Here is a 17,649-nt window from a genome sequence, read left to right as displayed (position 1 = left end):
CGACGATGACGACCATCCGCTACCGCGTGTTCGCGATGAACTTCACCGCCAGCCTGATCAACTACGGGGATCGAGTCGCCTTGTCGGTGGCCGCGCCGTTCATCCTGGCCGAATTCCACTTCGCGCCCGCATTGTGGGGCGTCATCCTCAGCGCCTTCTTCTGGACTTACTCACCCTTCGCGCTGCTGGGCGGGTTCATGGTGGACCGGATCGGCCTCCGCAAGGCGTACACGATCTGCATGCTCGTATGGTCACTGACCATTCCCCTGACCGCTGCCGCATGGAACGCCTCCTCGCTGATCGTGGCCAGGTTGCTGTTCGGCGCAGGCGAAGGCCCACAGGCTCCGATCAGCACGACCCTGACCGCGAACTGGTTTCCCAAACGGCAGACCTCGACCATGCTGAATCTGGCGCAGTCCGGAACCACGATCGGACCGATCATCGCCACCCCGTTGGTCGTGTGGTCCAGCACCACCATGGGGTGGCGTCCGACCTTCGTCATCCTCGGCGGATTCGGCGTGCTGTGGAGCGTGGCCTGGTGGTTCATCGCCCGCGACCGCCCCGCCGATCACCCCCGCGTTGATACCGCCGAACGCGCCTACATCACCGCCGACCATGACGTCACAGAAGCCGCGACATCCGGTCCGGACAGCACGCCACGATTCTGGTCACTGCTGCGCCAGCCGCACGTGCTGGCGTTGTCGATCGCGTTCTTCGCCTACTCCTGGGTGCTGTTCATGTTCCTCACCTGGTATCCGACGTACCTGGTCAGCGCCCGCGGAGTACGCAAGACCGACCTCGGCGCGATCGCCACGATCCCCTGGATCGCCGCGACGGCCGGACTCATCCTCGGAGGCCTCGTCGCCGACCGGCTGGTCATCCGAACCGGCAGCCTTGTGCAACCACGCAAATGGATGATCATCGGCTGCCTCATCGCGGTCGCGGTATGTTTCGGGCCCTCACCATTCGTGCGCTCGCCGACCCTCGGCCTGGTGCTGGTCTGCGTCGCCATCTTCTTCCTGCTCGCCAGCTACCAGTACCAGGCACTGATCGTCGCCCTGACCGCCCCCGGCTACACCGGCCGCCTCGCGGGCACCATCCAAATGTGCTCCACACTGGCCGGCATCCTGGCACCGATCGTGACCGGCGCCGTGGTCCAGACCACCGGAAGCTACACACCAGCCTTCCTGATCGGCGGGGCCCTCGCGCTCGCCGGAGCCCTCGCCGTACTGATCCTGCTGCGCCGGCCACAACTGGATCCCGCGCCGCTGGCCCACACCTCGGCGATGGCATAACCCCGACCCCGCACACCCGGAAGAAGCCATGACAGTTCTGGAAATTGCCGTCATACCCGTGAACACCGACGCGGGCGAACAAGCCACACACGCGATCATCACGGGAGCCGAACTCGTCAACAGCGATCACCGCTGCCACAGTGTGACGGTCGTCCGGGGCGTCGAAGAGCCCGGCAAGATCATCCTGCTCATCGAATGGGCCAGCATCGAGGCCCATAACGCATTCCGCGCCAGCGACACCTACCGGCAATACCGGGCAGCGATACAAGACCACCTATCGGGAACCCCGGCCTTCAGCCACTACGAAACCCTCGCCCAACTGACCTGATCGACTCGGCCACGGCCCGCCGGGGCGTCGATCTGGTGCAGCGCCTGGTCGTCCCGCGGATCGCGGCGATGATGCTGGTCGCTCCGCTGCTCAACATCCTGATCGTCGTGGTCGGCATCGTGGCGGGTTTCGTCGCGGCCGTGGCGGCGCTGAATGTCACGCCGGGCAGCTATTGGGCGTCGTTCGGCGCCTTCACCACGCCGCTGGATATCTGGGTGTCGGTGATCAAGGCGCTGATCTTCGGTTTCCTGGTGGTGGTCATCGCCTGCCAGCGTGGACTGGAGGCCAAGGGCGGTCTGCGCGGGGTCGCCGACGGCGTCAACGCCGCGGTGTTCTGGTGCGGCACAGCAAGCATCCTGAAGCAGGAATCATCGAGTTTTCTCCCACCTCCTGGCTGGCGTTCCTGCACGAGGTTCGGTTGGGCGCGGGCAGCCGAAACGGCAGCGCCAGCGTGACATTCGATGGCACCGACGCACTCGTCGAAGCGCCCGCGACCGGAGTGTGCCTTCAATTCGACGAAGGTGAGTGGACCGCGTTCGTCGCCGGGATCGCGCGCGGTGAGTTCGACACCGCCCGTTTCGGGCAGTAGCGGCTCATGTAGGGTCGCAAAACTCGTGGCGGAATCTCAGAAGGTTTGGCGGTGGCGTGGCGGTTCCGCCGCGATTCTGAGATTCCGCACTCTTCGCTGGCAGATCGGCACGCTCGGTCGGGTTCCCTTCTGGCAGTTGTCATCTGCCCTATGAGTTCGCCGACCCGAAGGCGCCGTGGTTCGCTCATCGACCCGCGCCAGCTCAGCGCATGCTGGCGAACTGCAGTACTTGTTCGGCGGCGGCTACTCCGACGGTCGGCTGGATCCGGCACGGCAAACTCCGCGCACATCGACGGCCACGTAGGCTATAGCAAACAGCGGTACGAGGTGATGGGAAGTGGGTGGTGGTCGGTGAATGCGGAGTCGGAGATGGTGGCCCTGCCTCGGGTGGGTTCGTTGGCCGATCGGGCGTATGAGTCGCTGCGTGAGCAGATCGCCACGGGTGGTCTGGCGCCGGGTGAGCGGGTGACCGAGCGGGGGCTGGGGATGCGGCTGGGGGTCAGTGCGACGCCGATCCGGGAGGCGTTGCGCCGGCTCGAGCAGGAGCGTCTGCTCGAGCGGATCTCCGCCCGTGAGGTCAGGGTGGCCGAGCGGTCCGAGGAATCATTGCGTGAGCTGATGTATACCGAGGCCGTATTACGTGCTGCGGCAGCACGTTTCGCGACCATGAAGATCACCGATGACACCCTCGAGGAGATGGACCGCTTGGTCACCGAACTCGAGCACGAGCCGCGCCGCGGCGACCCTGATCATCAGCTGGAGCTGGCCCGCCGGTTCGACAGGCTGCTGATCGCCGCGGCGGGCAACGATGTCGTGGCCGGGTTCCTCGATACCGTGGCAGTGTTCGGATGGTCGGCGCGAGTACGGACGGTGCGGGCGATGCACGCCGAGGATCCGGGCATCGGCCTGGGCCGGATCCGCGATCACCGCGAGATCCTCACTGCGCTGCGGGCCCGCGACCCCGACGCGGTGGAGACCCTGGTGCGGGGTCATCTGGTCGCCGCGATCGACTACCTGCTGGCCCATGCCATGGATATGGATACAGCGCGCGTACCCCAATTTTGATAGGCACCGGCCGATCGCTGCAGACCTGTGGCGATGTGTCGGCGATGATTCAGTGGTGATGGGTTGTGTCCGGCCCGGCGAGCGAGCGGATGCTCGCGGTTCGGGCGGGATCGGAGCCTGCGCCGGTTTCGGAGAAGCCCTGTGCCCACAGGTGGCCGTGCAGGGCCAGTTCGTGGGCCATCCGCGCCATTTCCCCGGCGGTATAGGGTGTTCCGGCTTCGAGCCACCACATCATGAGGTTCAGAATCTGTCCCGTCCAACTGCGCGCCACCACCTGAAGCGGGATGCGGGCGTGGGCGTCGAGGCGTTCGACGCGAGCGGTGAAGATCCGCTCGGCGGTGTCGGCGGCCTCGTCCAGCAACGCGCGTAACGGACCGCCGTCGCCGGTTCCACGCAGGACGACCCGGCCCGAGCCGGTCCAGGGTCTCGACCGTGCCGGGGAACCCGGACATACCGGCGTGGATGGAGATGGGCAGCCCTAGTTCGCGGGCGAGTTCGAAGTCGCGTTCGGTCTCCTCGGGTGTGCTGAACGCCGGGCCCCGCAACGCCAGGCCCATGCGCAGCCGTCCGGCGGTGTGCTCGGCGAACCGTTCCCGGTGGATGCGGCGAGCGTCGGCGCTGTAGCCGGTGAAATCCTGCGGGCCGCCGTGCAGGAATATCCCGCGGATCCCGGAGTCCTGCAGGGCCTGCACGTTCGCGTCGGTGTGTACGGGACTCGGGAGGTTGTGCGACCAGTCGGCGACGGTGGTGATCCCGGCGTTCAATGCCTGCAATGCACCCCACAAGGTCCCGGCATAGACGTCGTCGGGACCATAATGCGGCGCGAGGTCCCGCAGGACCGCCGAGACATATCCGGCCAGAGTTGCATCGCACGACCGAGGGGATCACCCATCGCATGCTCGCCAGCACGCTGCGATACCTCGAGCGCGATGGGCTGGTGACCAGGACCGTGTATCCGACCGTTCCGCCGCGAGTGCAGTACGCATTGACCGGCTCCGGGCGGAGTCTGCACGACATCCTCGAGCACCTGGTGCAATGGACCCAGGACAACATGGACCTCATGCTGCAGGCCCGGGTCCAGTACGACGCGAACGCCGAATCCCAGGACCAGGTGCACCTCACGTGACAACTCGTCGGAAATGCGTTCGAGCGCGGTGTCCGGTCAGATGGTGTCGAGTGAGGCGTTGTTGGTCCGTGGTCCCAGAATCCGGACGGTAATGGTCATGACGACGAGCAGTACTGCGAAGGCGCTGTACAGCCCGCCGGGACCGATCGCCGACATGAGTGTGAGCGCGGCCAGCGGTAGTACACCGGCGATCAGCCGCGACGCCGAATAGGGGATGCCGATCGAGGTGCTGCGGTTGGCCGATTCGAACAGTTCGGCCTGGTAGATATGGGTGACGTTGGATTGGACGACCGAGCTCAGGGTGGTGGCGAATCCGGCCACGAGGACCAGAGCCGAGGTGCTGGCGAAGCCGAATGCCAGGCCGGATGCGGCGAACACCAGCGAGCTGGCGATGAGCAAGGCGCGGCGCTCGAAGCGTTCGGTGAGATACACCGATACCAGTGAGCCCAGGGGGTAGCCGATCGCGCTCAGCGCCGAGTAGGTCAGGGAGTGAGCGACGTCGTATCCCTTGGCCAGCAGTACAAGCGGTGCGATCGTGGCGAACCCGTAGAACCCGATCGGCCCGAGGGTCTGCATCACCCAGACCAGGATCGCGCGAAGTCGGTAGGTCGCCGGCGAAAGTGGGGCCGCGGCCGCCTCGGCCGCGGTCAGTACCACCTCGGGGGGCGCGGGGAGTGGCCGGTCGGCGGTGACGTGCAGCTCGATTTCGCGCAGGGTGCGCTCGGCCTCGGAGGCGCGGCCGATGGCGGCGAGCCATCGTGGTGATTCGGGGAGGTGGCGTCGTGCCTGCCAGACGGCAAGCCCTCCCAGTGCGGTCATGATCAGCAGCCAGCGCCAGCCGTCCAGGCCGGCGATCGTGCCGTGGGCGAACTTGGCCAGCACGCCGGCGATCGGCACCGCGAGCATGCCGAAGGTGTAGCTCCAGGCGATGCTGCGGCCCCGGGATCGGGCGGGCAGCAGTTCGGACAGGTAGGTGTCAACCAGGGTCAGCTGCGCGCCGAGCCCGACACCGGCCAATACCCGCAGTACCAGAAATACCGCAAGGTTCGGCGACAGCGCGGTGGCGAGTGAAAAACCGCAGTAGACAAGCAGATTGAGCTGGAACATCCGGCGACGCCCCAGCCGGTCGGCCAGCGGCGCCAGCAGGCTCGAGCCGAACATCTCACCGATGAATACCGATCCCGCGACCAGGCCCAGTTGCGTGGTCGACAGCGACCACTGGTGTTGCAGCAGAACCCCGAAGAAGCTGCCGAGCGCGACCTCGAACAAGTTGAAGAACGAGCCCAGCCCGATCAATAACACCATCCGGCGATGCCACCGGGACATCGGCAATCGATCCAGGCGTGCGCCGATATCGAGCACGAGGCTATACGGCGCTGGTGGAGGAGCGGGTTCTGTCGCATCATCGATCGACCTTTCCATGACATACATGCTATAGCAAATAGCTCCAGGGATCCTGGCGGCATCCTGAGAATCGCTCGGGCTCGGCCCGCGCATCCGTCGCCGGGTCGGCAGGAGAGACGCCCGATCGAGAGATGCTATAATCTATAGCAAATAGCGAAGGCTGCGATGGATCGAAAAGGCGGTAGGCGTGGCGGCGGAGGCGGAGATGACGGCCCTGCGGCGGATTGAGTCGTTGGCCGAGCGTGCATACCGGGCGCTGCGTGAGCAGATCGCCGTGGGCGGGCTGGCGCCGGGGGAGCGGTTGACCGAGCGAGGGCTGGGGATGCGCCTGGGGGTCAGCGCGTCTCCGATCCGGGAGGCGCTGCGCCGCTTGGAACAAGAACGCTTGGTCGAGCGCGTGTCCCCGCGTCAGGTTCGGGTCGCCGAGCACTCCGAGGAGTCGTTGCGGGAGTTGATGTATGTCGAGGCTCTCTTGCGGGCGGTGGCGGTACGGTTCGCGACCACGAAAATCGCCGCGCGCGCGCTCGAGGAGATGACTGTGCTGGTCGACGAGCTCGAACACGATCCTCGCCGCGTCGATCCGGAACGTCAGCTGGTGTTGGCGCGCAGGTTCGACGAGTTGACGAGTTACTGACCGGCGCCGCAGGTAACGACTTCGTGGCCGGCTTCATCGACACCGTCTCGGTGTTCGGCTGGGCCGCGTGGGTCGAAGCGGTGCGGGCCATGCACACCGACGACCCGGCGATCGGGTCGCGCCGGATCCGCGATCACCGCGAGATCCTCGCGGCGCTGCGGGCCGGCGACAGCGACCAAGTCGAGGCATTGATGCGCCGGCATCTGATCGGCGCGATCGATTACCTCACCGCGCACGCCCGCGTGAGCGGCGCCGCCGGCGACGGGGCGCCCTCATGACCGGTCGGCAACACCTGCCCCCGGCCCCCCTTCCTATCACTGCTGGAGCCCTGCGATGAACCCTTCACCAATCAGTTCTACCGACTCGGTCGTGCCCGGGGCCGACTCGGTCCGGGCTGGGCTGAGCAAAGTACCCGAAATCACCGCGCTGTTCTGGGTGATCAAGATCCTCACCACCGGTATGGGGGAGACCCTTTCGGACTTCCTGCTGACCCAGCTGACCAGCACGATGTCGATGCGAGCGGTTGCGATCGGAGTGTCGGCGCTGATACTCGCGGTCGCGTTGATCGTCCAATTCCGTCGCAGCAGGTACGTGATCGGGGTCTACTGGTTCGCGGTCGTGATGGTCAGCGTGTTCGGCACGATGATCGCCGATGTGGTCCATGTCGCGCTCGGTGTGCCCTACGCGATCTCGGCTCCGGTGTTCGCCGCGGTGCTGGCAGGGGTCTTCGTGTGGTGGCATGCCGCGGAGAAGACACTGTCGATCCACACCATCACCACCCGGCGCCGTGAAGGGTTCTACTGGGCCACGGTGATGGCAACCTTCGCTCTCGGTACCTCCGTCGGAGACCTGACCGCCACCACCCTGCATCTGGGCTACCTGTCATCGGGGGTGTTGTTCGCGGTCGCGATCGCCGTGCCCGCAATCGCCTACCGCTGGGCCGGGCTGGGCGCGATACCGGCGTTCTGGTCCGCCTACGTCCTGACCCGCCCCTTGGGCGCCTCGGTCGCCGACTGGATGGGTACGCCCCCGAGCCGCAGCGGCCTGGGCTGGGGAACCGGGCCGATCAGCCTGGTCTGGGCCGCAGCGATCCTCGCACTGGTGATCGTCCTGGGGCGAGCCGGCAAGCGCCGCAGCCCACAATCCTGACCGTCAGCGCCTGAGCGCGCGCGGTCTACAGGGGAGGAGGGCCGGGCAACCCGGCCCTCCTCCTCGATTGCGGGCGGAGTACTTATTTGTTCCCTACCGGTGCGAGCGCCAGGTTGGCCAGGGGCAGCGGTTGCTGCCCGGAGTGCATGTCTCGATCGGCGAAGCTTCCCTGCACCACCGGGCGCGGGAAGGACACCTTGATCACCCGCAGCGTGGGCAACCGGTAGAGGTTGATGTCCTCGGGGTCGATCTGGTAGCAGTCGGCGACCATCTCTGCGGTGAGCGCTCCGGGTGCGGCGGCCCGCTGGTAGTCGGAGTCGTTGGCGAAGAAGACATCCAGGGTCAGCCAGAACGGGCCGGCGTTCTTCGACCGCATCAGATGGGCCAGCTCGCCCAGGGTGGGGGTATCGGTATCAGGCATGGTGCACCTCGCTGTATTCGGTGCGGAACAGTTCCGCAGGTGTATCGACATCGACGGCGTGGTTGAGGACGAATTCATAGACGACACCGCGCTCGATCTCGGCGGGCGAGGTAGAGAACGCATACGTGGGCAGGTATTCCATCCCGGGTAGCGGCAGATGTAGCAGCAGCGGGTTGGCGATCTTCGCGATGCTGGTGGATGTTTCCTGATCGGCCGCGCGCACACGTAACTGGACTCCGACCTCGCGGGGAGCAGTGTGCTGCGGCTCGAGCGGCCCGAGGATGGCGTCGGCGCCGTAGCAGCGTATTTCGCTGTTGTAGGCGTCGGTATCCAGGCCGAGCGTGTCCTGAACTCGTTGGGCGAGAACCTTTTCCAGTAATGCGGTCCACGTGGACAGGTCGGCCAGGATCTTCGGGTCGCGGATGCCGACCAGGGACATCGTCTCGAACCCGGCGGGCGCGCTGCCTTCGAGTTTGATCGTGTACTGCTCGTCGCGGAATTGTGCCCCTTCCACGCGCACCCGCCGCTCGTCCAGGGCGGTGTAGGTGGCCGGCGAGGTGTCCAGCGTGCCCGAGGGCTCACGCAGCCGGAACGGGTCGAAATTCTCGTACAGCATGTGCGCGGCAACCGAGGTGGGTGTGGTCGCGGAATGCTCATCGAGCGACTCGATGGTGAACCCGTCCCGGTCGATGTCTACGAGCACTCCCACCAGTGGATTGAGGGTGCACAGTCCGCCGCACTCGGTGGTTTTGGCCGCATGCAAGGCCGGCCCCGGCGGCAGGTTTCGCAGTAGTGCCAGCGCCGTGAGCGGCGTGGTGTCGGTTGCACGCCCGGTCAGCACGACCTGCGCGCCGTCGCGGATCGCGTCGGCGATCAGCTCGCGGCCCAGCATGCCGACGACGTGCGCACACGAGCGCAGCGTGTCGGCCTGCAGCGGGCCCTGCGGAGGCAGCGGCTTGATCCGGCCGGCATCCAAAGCCGAGAGCAGCACATCGATGTTCTGATCGCTGTAGATCTTGGCCAGCCGGAACGACAGCCGCTCGGCCGCGGCGATATCGGTCACCATGTCCGCGACCCAGTCCACCCCGGCGTCGGTGCCGCCGGTCCCGCACGAGCTGATGATCAGCGGTATCCCCGCGCCCACCGCGGCGGTCAGCAGAACCTCCACATCGCGGCGCACGGCCGCAGCGCTGGTCTTGGCCACCCCCGCCCCCAGGTAGTACGGCCCGGAATCGGTGGAACCAGCGTCCACGACGATCGCGTCGGCGCCCGATTCGATGCCGCGAGTGATCGACTCGACCGGAAAGCCGCCACCGAGCATGCCGGTCGGCACGATCACCCGCAGACGGTCACTGGTACTGCTCACGATGGACCTCTTTCGTCGCGCTCTTCGCTGTCGACCCCATCCTACTATTTGCTATTTGCTATAGCGACTGGCCGTCGCCTGGGACAAGATGTCAGGCTTCGAGATTGCCAGTGGCGCTCCGGACCGCTGATGAGCCCTTGGCAACGATCACCCCGACATCCGAGCCGGATAAACCGGATCAGAGCAGGTCGCTGCTATATCCGACCGAATCGTCAGTGCTACCGGAACCCCCCGAGTGGAAGGCACCGGCGCCTACGGTGCGGGATTGGCCCGCGTGCTGCGCGAGCACCACATTCCGGTGGTAGAAGTCGATCGTCCCGACCGCAAGACTCGCCGCTTCCAGGGCAAGTCCGATCCGATCGACGCCCTCGGGGCCGCACGCACGGCCCTGGCCGAAAACCGCACCGGCACACCGAAACAACGCGACGGCCGGGTCGAAGCACTCCGCAACCTCCGCATCGCCCGCCGGTCCGCGGTTGACCAGCGCGCCGACGCCCAACGCCGCATCAAGACACTGATCGTCACCGCATCCCAGGAGTTGCGCCAGCAGTTGCGCGGACTACCGGTGAGCAAGCTGATCGCCACATGCGCAGGCTTCGACCCCGACCATGCCGACCTCGCAACCCCACGCACCGCCGCCATGATCGCGTTGCGCTGCCTGGCACGCCGCCACCAGCAGCTCTCGACCGAGATCACCGAACTACTTGCTCGGCTGGTGGCAGCCATCAACCCGAATCTGGTCGCGGCCCACGGCGTCGGCGCCGACACCGCCGGTCAGCTGCTGGTCACCGCCGGGGAGAACCACCACCGAATCCGTTCCGAGGCTGCGTTCGCGATGCTCTGCGGGGTCGCCCCGATCCCCGCGTCCTCCGGCAAGACCAACCGGCACCGACTCAACCGCGGCGGCGACCGTCACGCCAACTCCGCGCTCTACCGCGCCCGCCTGCGCTGGGATCCCCGCACCCGCGCCTACGTCGAACGACGCACCAAAGAAGGCATGTCCAAAAAAGAAATCATCCGCTGCCTCAAACGCTACATCGCCCGCGAGCTCGTCGAGCAGATCATCCACCGCGGACCACAGCAGCCGCCACTGCTCAGGCGGTGATCCGAGCAGCTGCCGCTAGATATCGGAATCGCTGGGCTCCACTCCGGCACGACACCGATGCGCATACCGCATCGGCGCCCGGACGGTCCGTCGCCGGTCCCCGCGATCACGACCGAACGTGTCACCGCGTTGCCAACCGGTCATCTCGAGAGCAGCCGTCGTCTGTCGGCTCGGCGGCCGGCCGTCGACGTCACCGAGATCGGCGATGCCAGCGCCGAACAGGCGCGAGCCCGGTCCATTCGAAGCGCGGCACCCGGCGAGCCAGTTTGCCGAAGAGACCCTGTTCGGCCAGCTCGGATGCCATTCCCAGTAAGCCAAGAGCATGCCAAGACAGGACGGAACGAGCCGGATCAGGCGGCACAGGACGGACGAAACGACGCCGGCCCGCCGTCGACCGACGATGCTTCGCGTCCTGAGTTCCGGGCCCGCGGCGGCGATCACCGACTCGGGATCACCACCGCGTCGATCCCGACGATTCAGACCCGAGGCCAGGCCGAATATTGCCTCGACCTGTGCAAACGTATCGATCCTGGTCGCCTACCGGGCCGCCAGCCCCGGCCGGCGATGCCGGGCCCGCAACTGGAACCCGAACCAGGACACCGCGATCGCGATCACCACCAAAGCCCGCACCAACTCCAGATCACTGCGCGGGTACAACACGCCGGTGATGTAGTAGTCGATGAATCCGCTCGGCGGCAGCCCGGCCTCCCCGGCCCGTAGCCGCGCCCAGTTCTCCAGATGCGTGAGCGGACAGGACAATCCGAAAACTATCGTGCTGAACCCCCACCCGAACGCCGCCAGATGCGTCCAGATCGTCCATCGCCACCTCCACGCGATGAAGCCGCCCAACACCACGTAGGCGACGAAGAGAAAATGAACCCCTGCGGTGATATCCGCCAGCAGCCGGTACATCATTCCTCCAGGGTAGGCGTCGATCTTGCCCACCCCGGCCAGGCGTGATCGTTTCGATGCGATCCGAGGCTCATGCACTCGGCCTCGGAGGCAGTGCGGCCGAGAGAGTATCGGTTTGGAAGATACCGGTATGAAAATATGCGAATTGTGGCATGTTAATCCGATGATGCCGTTGTGAGCCCGGAAAGAATGTTGCGGCTCCAGCCGACAAGACGGGGCCGCGCGGGCTACCAGTTCGAGGACTCGTAGTCCTTGAGGAAGCAGCCGTGCAGGTCCTCGCCGTTCTCGCCGCGCACGATCGGGTCGTAGACGCGCGCCGCGCCGTCGACGAGGTCGAGGGGAGCGTGGAAGCCCTCCTCGGCCAGGCGGAGTTTGGTGTAGTGGGGCCGCTCGTCGGTGATCCAGCCGGTGTCGACGGCCGTCATCAGGATGCCGTCGGCCTCGAGCATTTCCGCCGCGCTGGTGCGGGTCAGCATGTTCAGCGCGGCCTTGGCCATGTTGGTGTGGGGATGGCCGGGCCCCTTGTACCCGCGGGCGAAGACGCCCTCCATCGCCGAGACGTTCACGACGTATTTGCGGCGGGCGGGGGCGGCGGCCATGGCGGGCCGCAGACGGGAGATGAGAATGAACGGGGCCACCGAGTTGCACAGCTGCACCTCGAGCAGTTCGGTGGCGTCGACCTCGGCGACGGTCTGCACCCAGCTGTTGGTGTGCGCGAGATCGGGCACGAGGCCGCCCGCGTCGATGGCCAGCCCCTGCGAAATGCGTTCGGGCGTGGCCGATCCCGCGACGAGCGCCAGCTCGGTGACCTCGGCCGCGGAGAGCGCGGGGGCGAGGGAGGCGGTCAGTGCGGTGGGGTGCGCCTGCATTGTCTTGCCGAAGGTGACGGTGTCGGGCAGCTCGCCCACGGGCAGCGGACCGGATTCGGCCTCCACCAGCGCCCCGTAGGCGCCGGCTGAGCGGCGCACCGTCTGCGCCGCGTTGTTGATCAGGATGTCCAGCGGGCCCTGCGCCGCGACGTCCTCGGTGAGCGCGACGACCTGGGCGGGATCGCGCAGGTCGATGCCGATGATGCGGAGCCGGTGAATCCAGTCGGCGCTGTCCGGCTGTGCGGTGAAGCGCCGGATGGCGTCGTTGGGGAAGCGGGTGGTGATCGTGGTGTGCGCGCCGTCGCGCAGCAGCCGCAGGGCGATGTACATGCCGATCTTGGCGCGCCCGCCGGTGAGCAGGGCGCGGCGGCCGCGCAGGTCGGTGCGGGCGTCGCGCTTGGCGTGGCTGCGGGCGGCGCAGTCGGGGCACAGCTGGTGGTAGAAGGCGTCGACGCGGGTGTAGCGCTGCTTGCAGATGTAGCAGGGGCGGGCCTTGAGCAGGGTTCCGGCGCTGGCTCCGGAGGCGTTGGAGGACAACGGAATTCCGGCGGTCTCGTCGTCGATGCGGCTGGGCGAGCCGGTGGCGGTGGCGTGGACGACCGCGCGGTCGTTCTCGGCGACGGCCTCGCGCGCGGCGATGCGGCGGCGGCGCTTGAGCATCTTGAACATGTGGCCGACCGCCCGCTGCACGCGCACCGAGTCGGGATCCTCCTTGTCCAGCTCGCCGACCTGGTCCAGGACCTTCAGGCAGATCGCCAGATCGTCGGGATCGATGCCGGGAGCCGCGGTGCCGGGGGTGTCGACGCTGGGCGAAGCGGTGGCGGTATCGGTCGTCGTCTCGTGCTCGGCCATCGTGATGCGGGGACATTCCTTCGTGCGTGCGGATTATGGGCGTACACATTGTCGCATCAGTGCGGATGTGCCCCCGCACACGGCGGAGGCGGACCCCGCGCGCGAGGTTGTTGACATTGCGCCAATAGTGCGACACGCTGGTGCGCAGGATCGGCCCACGCCGGTCCGGCACGAGCGGAAGCGGATGCTGAGCGGCTGCTTCGCGCCGGTGGCGCGGCGGCCCGTCGGTCCCGCACGAGTCGTCCGAGGATGCGATGGCAGCGCCCCCGGGGATGCGGCTGTGGTCCGCTCGCGCCCGATGAGCACAGCACGAGAGGTGAGCCCGATGGCGCGCGCGGCATGGAGCGACGACGAAGTGGAGGCCGTGCGGGAGCTGGCGAGGGACTTCTTCGCCAAGGAGGTCGTGCCGCACGAGGAGAAGTTCGTCGCGCAGGGCCATCCCGACCGCGAGCTCTACAATCGTGCGGGTGGGCTCGGCCTGCTGTGCGCGGCCATCCCGGCCGAATACGGCGGTGGCGGAGGCACTTTCGCGCACGAGGCGGCGATCATCGAGGAGCAGGCGTTCATGGGGGACGGTGCGCTGGGCATGCCCGTGCACTCCTCGATCATCGCGCCCTACATCGCCCACTTCGGCACCGAGGAGCTCAAGCGGCGGGTGCTGCCGCGCGCGGCGAGCGGGGAGATGGTGCTGGCGATCGGCATGACCGAACCCGGCACCGGCTCGGACCTGCAGGCCATCAAGACCCGCGCGGTGCGCGACGGCGACGAATACGTCATTACCGGCTCGAAGATCTTCATCTCCAACGGCTGGCTGTGCGACGGCATCATCCTCGCGGTCAAGACGGACCCGACCAAGGGCGCCGCGGGGGTCTCGCTGATCTTCGCGGAGGTCGGCGACGACACCCCCGGGTTCACGCGGGGCCGGATCCTGTCCAAGATCGGCGGGAAGGGCCAGGACACCGCGGAACTGTTCTTCGACGGGCTGCGGGTGCCAGTGTCGAATCTGCTGGGCGAGGCCGAGGGCCAGGGCTTCTATCAGATGATGCAGCTGCTGGCCCAGGAGCGGCTGGTGACCGCGATCATGGCGGTGGCGATGATGGAGAAGGCCGTCGAGCTGACCGTGGAATACACCAAGGGCCGCGAGGCGTTCGGCAGGCCGCTGTTCGCGATGCAGAACACGAAATTCGAGCTGGCCGAGTGCACGACGATCGCGCGGGTGAGCCGCACCTTCCTGGACGATGCGATCGGCAAGCATCTGCGCGGCGAACTCGACATTCCCACCGCCGCGATGGCGAAATACTGGCTGACCGATCAGTTGAGTATTGTGGTGGACCGTTGTCTGCAACTGTTCGGTGGCTATGGATATATGACGGAGTACCCGATTTCCCAGCTCTACACGGGCGCCCGGATCCTGCGTATCCTGGCCGGTTCGAACGAGGTGATGAAGGATCTCATTGCCCGGTCACTCTGATTCCCGGCTCCTGAGCGTGGCCGAGGCCGATACCGTCGTCTCGATGGGCGGGCCCTCCGTGGTGGCGCGAGCGCCCGGCTCCGACGCCGGCGGCGCGGTGCGGCGGCGCCTGGATCCCGACGAACGCCGCGCGCAGATTCTGGCCTGCGCGATCGACATGTTCGGCGAGCGCCCGTACGCGGCGGTCTCGACGGCCGAGCTCGCGCAGCGGGCCGGCGTGGCGCGCGGCCTGATCAACCACTACTTCGGTAACAAGCGCGACCTGTATCTGGCCGTGGTGCGCCGGATGGTCACCCTGCCGCGGCCCGGAAAGATGGTGATGCCGACCGGGACGGCCCGCGAGCGCGTGGACGCGACCGTGGCCTGGCTCCTGGACGTCATCGGCGAGCACGGCAGCACCTGGGTCAAGGTGATCGGCCACGAGGGCATCGGGGACGATCCGGAGGTGCAGCGCCTGCTCGACGAGGCCGACGATGCGGCGGCCGAGCGGCTGCTGGAGATGGTGGGCCTGCGCGAGTCCCGGCATTGCGCCGAGCTGCTCGCGTTCGTGCGTTCCTACGGCGGGATGGTGAAAGTCGCTGGGCGCGAATGGATCGTCCGCGGCACCCTCACCCGGGAGCAGGTCCACGCGCTGTTGTCGGACATGCTGTACACCCTGGTCGCAACCTCGTTCCCGAAGACGGACGAGGCGGACTGACGCGTCGCGCGCAAAAGATCGTTGCAATCGGCTCTGCGCCAGTGGATCCCCGCCGACAGGATATCGGGACAGTGGGCCCGTGGATACCGGTTCGGGGGCGCCGAGGCGGCGGCCGAGCCGGACCGCCTCGGCGAGGCGGCTTACTCCTTGCGGGCCTTGCTGGGTTGTACGCGCGGCGGCTCGTCGGGCATTTTCGGGTAGACCGGGGGCCAGGGGGCGTCCATGAGGCCCTCGGCGAGGTCGCGAGCTGACATGTCCAGCAGCGGTGTGAGGTCCTGTGGGGTGCGATCGGCCCAGGGATCACCGAGCTCGGCGACGCGGGCGGGGACCGTGCTGAGCGTGAGTTCCTCCGGGACAATGGAATCGAGCTCGCTCCAGGCCAGCGGCGTGGAGACCTGGCCGCCGACCTTGGGGCGCACGCACCAGGCGCCGAATACCGTGCGGTGCGGGGCATTCTGGTTGTAGTCGACGAAGACGCGGGACCCGCGCTCCTCCTTCCACCAGGACGCGGTGATCTCCTCGGGGTGGCGGCGCTCGAGGGCGCGGGCCAGCGCCACCGCGGCCGCGCGCACCTGGTAGCCGTCCCATTTCGGCTCGAGCAGTGCGTACAGGTGCAGCCCGCGCGAGCCGGATGTCTTGACGCGCACGTCGATTCCGAGCTCGGCGCACAGCTCGCGGGTGTGCACCGCGGCGCGGCGCAGGTCGTCGAAGCCGATGCCGGGGGAGGGGTCCAGATCCACCCGCAGCTCGTCGGTCACCCCGGTGGGTGGCAGCACCGCGCCCGCGGCATCGTGCACGGGCGGGGCGGTGCTGACCTCGGCGGCGCCGGCATGGGTAGGCCAGACGTGAAAACCCAAGCAGCCCAGGTTGACCGCCCACAGGATGTGCGCCATATCGGCGGCGACCAGGGCGTCGCTGGTGGTGCCGTTGGGGGTGGACACCACGGTGGTCTGCAGCCAGTCGGGTACCGATTTCGGCACCCGCTTCTGGAACCAGGACTTGCCGCCCGCCCCCTCGGGGTAGCGCTCGAGCAGGACGGGGCGGTCGCGAGTGGTGCGCAGCAGCGGCTCTGCCACGGCGACGTAGTAGTCGACCAGGTCCTTCTTGGTCTCGCCGTGCTTGCTGAAGTAGACCTTGTCCGGATTGGAGATCGGCACCACGTGGCCGTCGATCTCGACTTCGATTGTGGCGCTCATGATTCCACCTCGCTGGCGCTCGGCTCCATCGTGCGCGCCGCGCGCTGGCTCTTCGGTGCACTCCGCTTCGCTGCGTTCACTTTTTCGCCGCCCGCGCGAAGATGCCGGCGAGTTCGGCGGGTGCGACCTCGTCGAGCTGGGCATAGGTGCACGACTGCGGCGTGCGGTCGTCCCGGAAGCGCACCAGGCGCCCGCCGTGCCGCAGTCGGCCGGCCATGACGTGCTCGTACCGGACCTCGGCCACCAGTTCGGGGCGCAGTGCCTCCCAGGACAGATCCTTGGTGCCGGTCCAGCGGCTGACCCCGCCGGGCATCTTTCCCTCGGCCTTGGCCTGGGCGGCGGCATCGGCCCACATCCTCCAGGGGTGGTCGGTGAGCGCGTCCTTGCGCAGCGGCTCGAGCTCGGTGACCAGGGAGGCGCGGCGGGCGGCGGTGAAGCTGCTGGCCACGCCGACGTGATGCAGGGTGCCCTCCTCGTCGTACAGGCCCAGCAGCAACGATCCGACGCCCTGGCCGTCCTTGTGCCAGCGGAATCCGGCGACCACGCAGTCGGCGGTGCGCTCGTGCTTGACCTTGACCATCACCCGCTTGTCCTGCAGGTACGCCAGATCGCCCGCCTTGACCATCACCCCGTCGAATCCGGCGCCCTCGAATCGGGTGAACCAATCCTGGGCCACCTCCGGGTCGGTGGTGATGGGCGTCAGATGCGCGTGTGGGATGGAATTGTCGACGATGGTCTCGAGGATCCGGCGGCGTTCGGTGAATGGTTTGCCGGTCAGATCCTCGTCACCGACGGCGAGCAGATCGAAGGCCACGAAACTGGCCGGAGTCTCCACCGCGAGTTTGTTGACCCGGGACGCGGCCGGGTGCAGCCGATTCTGCAGGGTGTCGAAATCCAGGCCGTTCTCGGTGACCACGACGACCTCGCCGTCCACGACGCACCGCTGCGGGAGTGCCTGTTTCAGCAATGTCACCAATTCCGGGAAATATCGGGTCAGTGGGCGATCGTTACGGGAGCCGAGCTCGATCTCGTCGCCATCGCGGAACACAATGCAGCGGAATCCGTCCCATTTGGGTTCGTAGAACAACTCCGGATCGTGTGGCAATGCGGAAGCAGATTTGGCCAGCATCGGTTTGACGGGTGGCATGACCGGTAAGTCCACGCGATCCT

General features: G+C 67.2%; 19 protein-coding genes and 2 pseudogenes. 12 read left to right on the top strand and 9 right to left on the bottom strand.

Annotated features, from left to right (window positions below; all coding sequences use genetic code 11):
* The first annotated feature begins 5 nt into the window (after positions 1–5).
* The 5 genes and pseudogenes from ABH933_RS19655 to ABH933_RS19635 all read left to right on the top strand — a co-directional run bounded on the left by ABH933_RS19655 (position 6) and on the right by ABH933_RS19635 (position 3,277).
* A complete protein-coding gene (locus ABH933_RS19655) occupies positions 6–1,295 on the top strand; it encodes an MFS transporter (RefSeq protein ID WP_429423640.1) in 1,290 nt (429 codons plus the stop codon).
* A 28-nt stretch (positions 1,296–1,323) separates the two neighbouring features.
* The gene (locus ABH933_RS19650; RefSeq protein WP_429423639.1) at positions 1,324–1,623 is read left to right on the top strand and encodes an antibiotic biosynthesis monooxygenase family protein; all 300 of its coding nucleotides are present in this window, start codon (positions 1,324–1,326) and stop codon (positions 1,621–1,623) included.
* Positions 1,624–1,646: 23 nt separating this feature from the next.
* Positions 1,647–1,955: pseudogene (locus tag ABH933_RS19645) on the top strand (ABC transporter permease); the annotation flags it as partial.
* Positions 1,956–2,074: 119 nt separating this feature from the next.
* Positions 2,075–2,212 (top strand): hypothetical protein, encoded by a 138-nt coding sequence (locus ABH933_RS19640; RefSeq protein ID WP_429423790.1) that lies wholly within the window; start codon positions 2,075–2,077, stop codon positions 2,210–2,212.
* A 369-nt stretch (positions 2,213–2,581) separates the two neighbouring features.
* On the top strand, positions 2,582–3,277 hold the full coding sequence (locus tag ABH933_RS19635) for a GntR family transcriptional regulator (protein WP_429455056.1): 696 nt from the start codon (positions 2,582–2,584) through the stop codon (positions 3,275–3,277).
* Between the two features lie 49 nt (positions 3,278–3,326).
* On the opposite strand, the gene ABH933_RS19630 is transcribed toward ABH933_RS19635, so the two are convergent.
* Both ABH933_RS19630 and ABH933_RS19625 read right to left on the bottom strand, forming a co-directional pair.
* A complete protein-coding gene (locus ABH933_RS19630; protein ID WP_429423637.1) occupies positions 3,327–3,638 on the bottom strand; it encodes a hypothetical protein in 312 nt (103 codons plus the stop codon).
* 94 nt (positions 3,639–3,732) lie between these two features.
* Positions 3,733–4,113 (bottom strand): annotated as a pseudogene (locus ABH933_RS19625) (amidohydrolase family protein); the annotation flags it as partial.
* Positions 4,114–4,139: 26 nt separating this feature from the next.
* On the opposite strand from ABH933_RS19625, the gene ABH933_RS19620 reads away from it, so the two are divergent.
* Positions 4,140–4,403, top strand: a complete 264-nt coding sequence (locus ABH933_RS19620; protein WP_429423636.1) for a winged helix-turn-helix transcriptional regulator — start codon at positions 4,140–4,142, stop codon at positions 4,401–4,403.
* Between the two features lie 36 nt (positions 4,404–4,439).
* Here the strand turns inward: ABH933_RS19620 and ABH933_RS19615 are convergent, their stop codons facing one another.
* The gene (locus ABH933_RS19615; protein WP_429423634.1) at positions 4,440–5,708 is read right to left on the bottom strand and encodes an MFS transporter; all 1,269 of its coding nucleotides are present in this window, start codon (positions 5,706–5,708) and stop codon (positions 4,440–4,442) included.
* Positions 5,709–5,994: 286 nt separating this feature from the next.
* On the opposite strand from ABH933_RS19615, the gene ABH933_RS19610 reads away from it, so the two are divergent.
* From ABH933_RS19610 to ABH933_RS19600, 3 genes are read left to right on the top strand one after another with little or no spacing between them, the layout of a single operon-like run.
* Positions 5,995–6,441: a GntR family transcriptional regulator gene (locus tag ABH933_RS19610; RefSeq protein WP_429423633.1), complete on the top strand. Its 447-nt coding sequence runs from the start codon at positions 5,995–5,997 to the stop codon at positions 6,439–6,441.
* 23 nt (positions 6,442–6,464) lie between these two features.
* Positions 6,465–6,719, top strand: coding sequence for an FCD domain-containing protein (locus tag ABH933_RS19605; protein ID WP_429423632.1), 255 nt, complete (start codon positions 6,465–6,467; stop codon positions 6,717–6,719).
* A gap of 55 nt (positions 6,720–6,774) precedes the next feature.
* Positions 6,775–7,590 carry a COG4705 family protein gene (locus ABH933_RS19600; protein ID WP_429423630.1) on the top strand — a complete coding sequence of 272 codons (816 nt, stop codon included), beginning with the start codon at positions 6,775–6,777 and terminating at the stop codon, positions 7,588–7,590.
* Between the two features lie 82 nt (positions 7,591–7,672).
* Here ABH933_RS19600 and ABH933_RS19595 read toward each other — a convergent pair whose 3' ends face one another.
* Together ABH933_RS19595 and ABH933_RS19590 are read right to left on the bottom strand one after the other, a co-directional pair.
* The gene (locus ABH933_RS19595; protein WP_429423628.1) at positions 7,673–8,011 is read right to left on the bottom strand and encodes a DUF4387 domain-containing protein; all 339 of its coding nucleotides are present in this window, start codon (positions 8,009–8,011) and stop codon (positions 7,673–7,675) included.
* Entirely contained in the window at positions 8,004–9,377 is a 1,374-nt protein-coding gene (locus ABH933_RS19590; RefSeq protein ID WP_429423627.1) for an acyclic terpene utilization AtuA family protein, read from the bottom strand. The genes ABH933_RS19595 and ABH933_RS19590 overlap by 8 nt, the downstream gene beginning before the upstream one ends.
* Positions 9,378–9,612: 235 nt before the next feature.
* Here ABH933_RS19590 and ABH933_RS19585 point away from each other — a divergent pair, with 235 nt between their 5' ends.
* Positions 9,613–10,482: a transposase gene (locus tag ABH933_RS19585; protein WP_429455055.1), complete on the top strand. Its 870-nt coding sequence runs from the start codon at positions 9,613–9,615 to the stop codon at positions 10,480–10,482.
* Positions 10,483–11,019: 537 nt separating this feature from the next.
* On the opposite strand, the gene ABH933_RS19580 is transcribed toward ABH933_RS19585, so the two are convergent.
* Positions 11,020–11,397, bottom strand: a complete 378-nt coding sequence (locus ABH933_RS19580) for a DUF2784 domain-containing protein (protein WP_429423626.1) — start codon at positions 11,395–11,397, stop codon at positions 11,020–11,022.
* Between the two features lie 224 nt (positions 11,398–11,621).
* Positions 11,622–13,115: an SDR family NAD(P)-dependent oxidoreductase gene (locus ABH933_RS19575; RefSeq protein WP_429423625.1), complete on the bottom strand. Its 1,494-nt coding sequence runs from the start codon at positions 13,113–13,115 to the stop codon at positions 11,622–11,624.
* A 325-nt stretch (positions 13,116–13,440) separates the two neighbouring features.
* On the opposite strand from ABH933_RS19575, the gene ABH933_RS19570 reads away from it, so the two are divergent.
* On the top strand, positions 13,441–14,586 hold the full coding sequence (locus ABH933_RS19570; RefSeq protein ID WP_429423779.1) for an acyl-CoA dehydrogenase family protein: 1,146 nt from the start codon (positions 13,441–13,443) through the stop codon (positions 14,584–14,586).
* Positions 14,587–14,629: 43 nt separating this feature from the next.
* Complete coding sequence (locus tag ABH933_RS19565; RefSeq protein ID WP_429423778.1) at positions 14,630–15,283, top strand: TetR/AcrR family transcriptional regulator; 654 nt, start codon at positions 14,630–14,632, stop codon at positions 15,281–15,283.
* 140 nt (positions 15,284–15,423) lie between these two features.
* Here the strand turns inward: ABH933_RS19565 and ABH933_RS19560 are convergent, their stop codons facing one another.
* Complete coding sequence (locus ABH933_RS19560; protein ID WP_429423624.1) at positions 15,424–16,479, bottom strand: DNA polymerase domain-containing protein; 1,056 nt, start codon at positions 16,477–16,479, stop codon at positions 15,424–15,426.
* A 76-nt stretch (positions 16,480–16,555) separates the two neighbouring features.
* Positions 16,556–17,641 carry an ATP-dependent DNA ligase gene (locus ABH933_RS19555; protein ID WP_429423623.1) on the bottom strand — a complete coding sequence of 362 codons (1,086 nt, stop codon included), beginning with the start codon at positions 17,639–17,641 and terminating at the stop codon, positions 16,556–16,558.
* Positions 17,642–17,649 lie beyond the last annotated feature (8 nt).

Source organism: Nocardia sp. GP40 (assembly GCF_050434125.1).
In the GTDB taxonomy this organism is placed as follows: domain Bacteria; phylum Actinomycetota; class Actinomycetes; order Mycobacteriales; family Mycobacteriaceae; genus Nocardia; species Nocardia albiluteola.
This window is presented reverse-complemented; position numbering and strand designations above follow the sequence as displayed.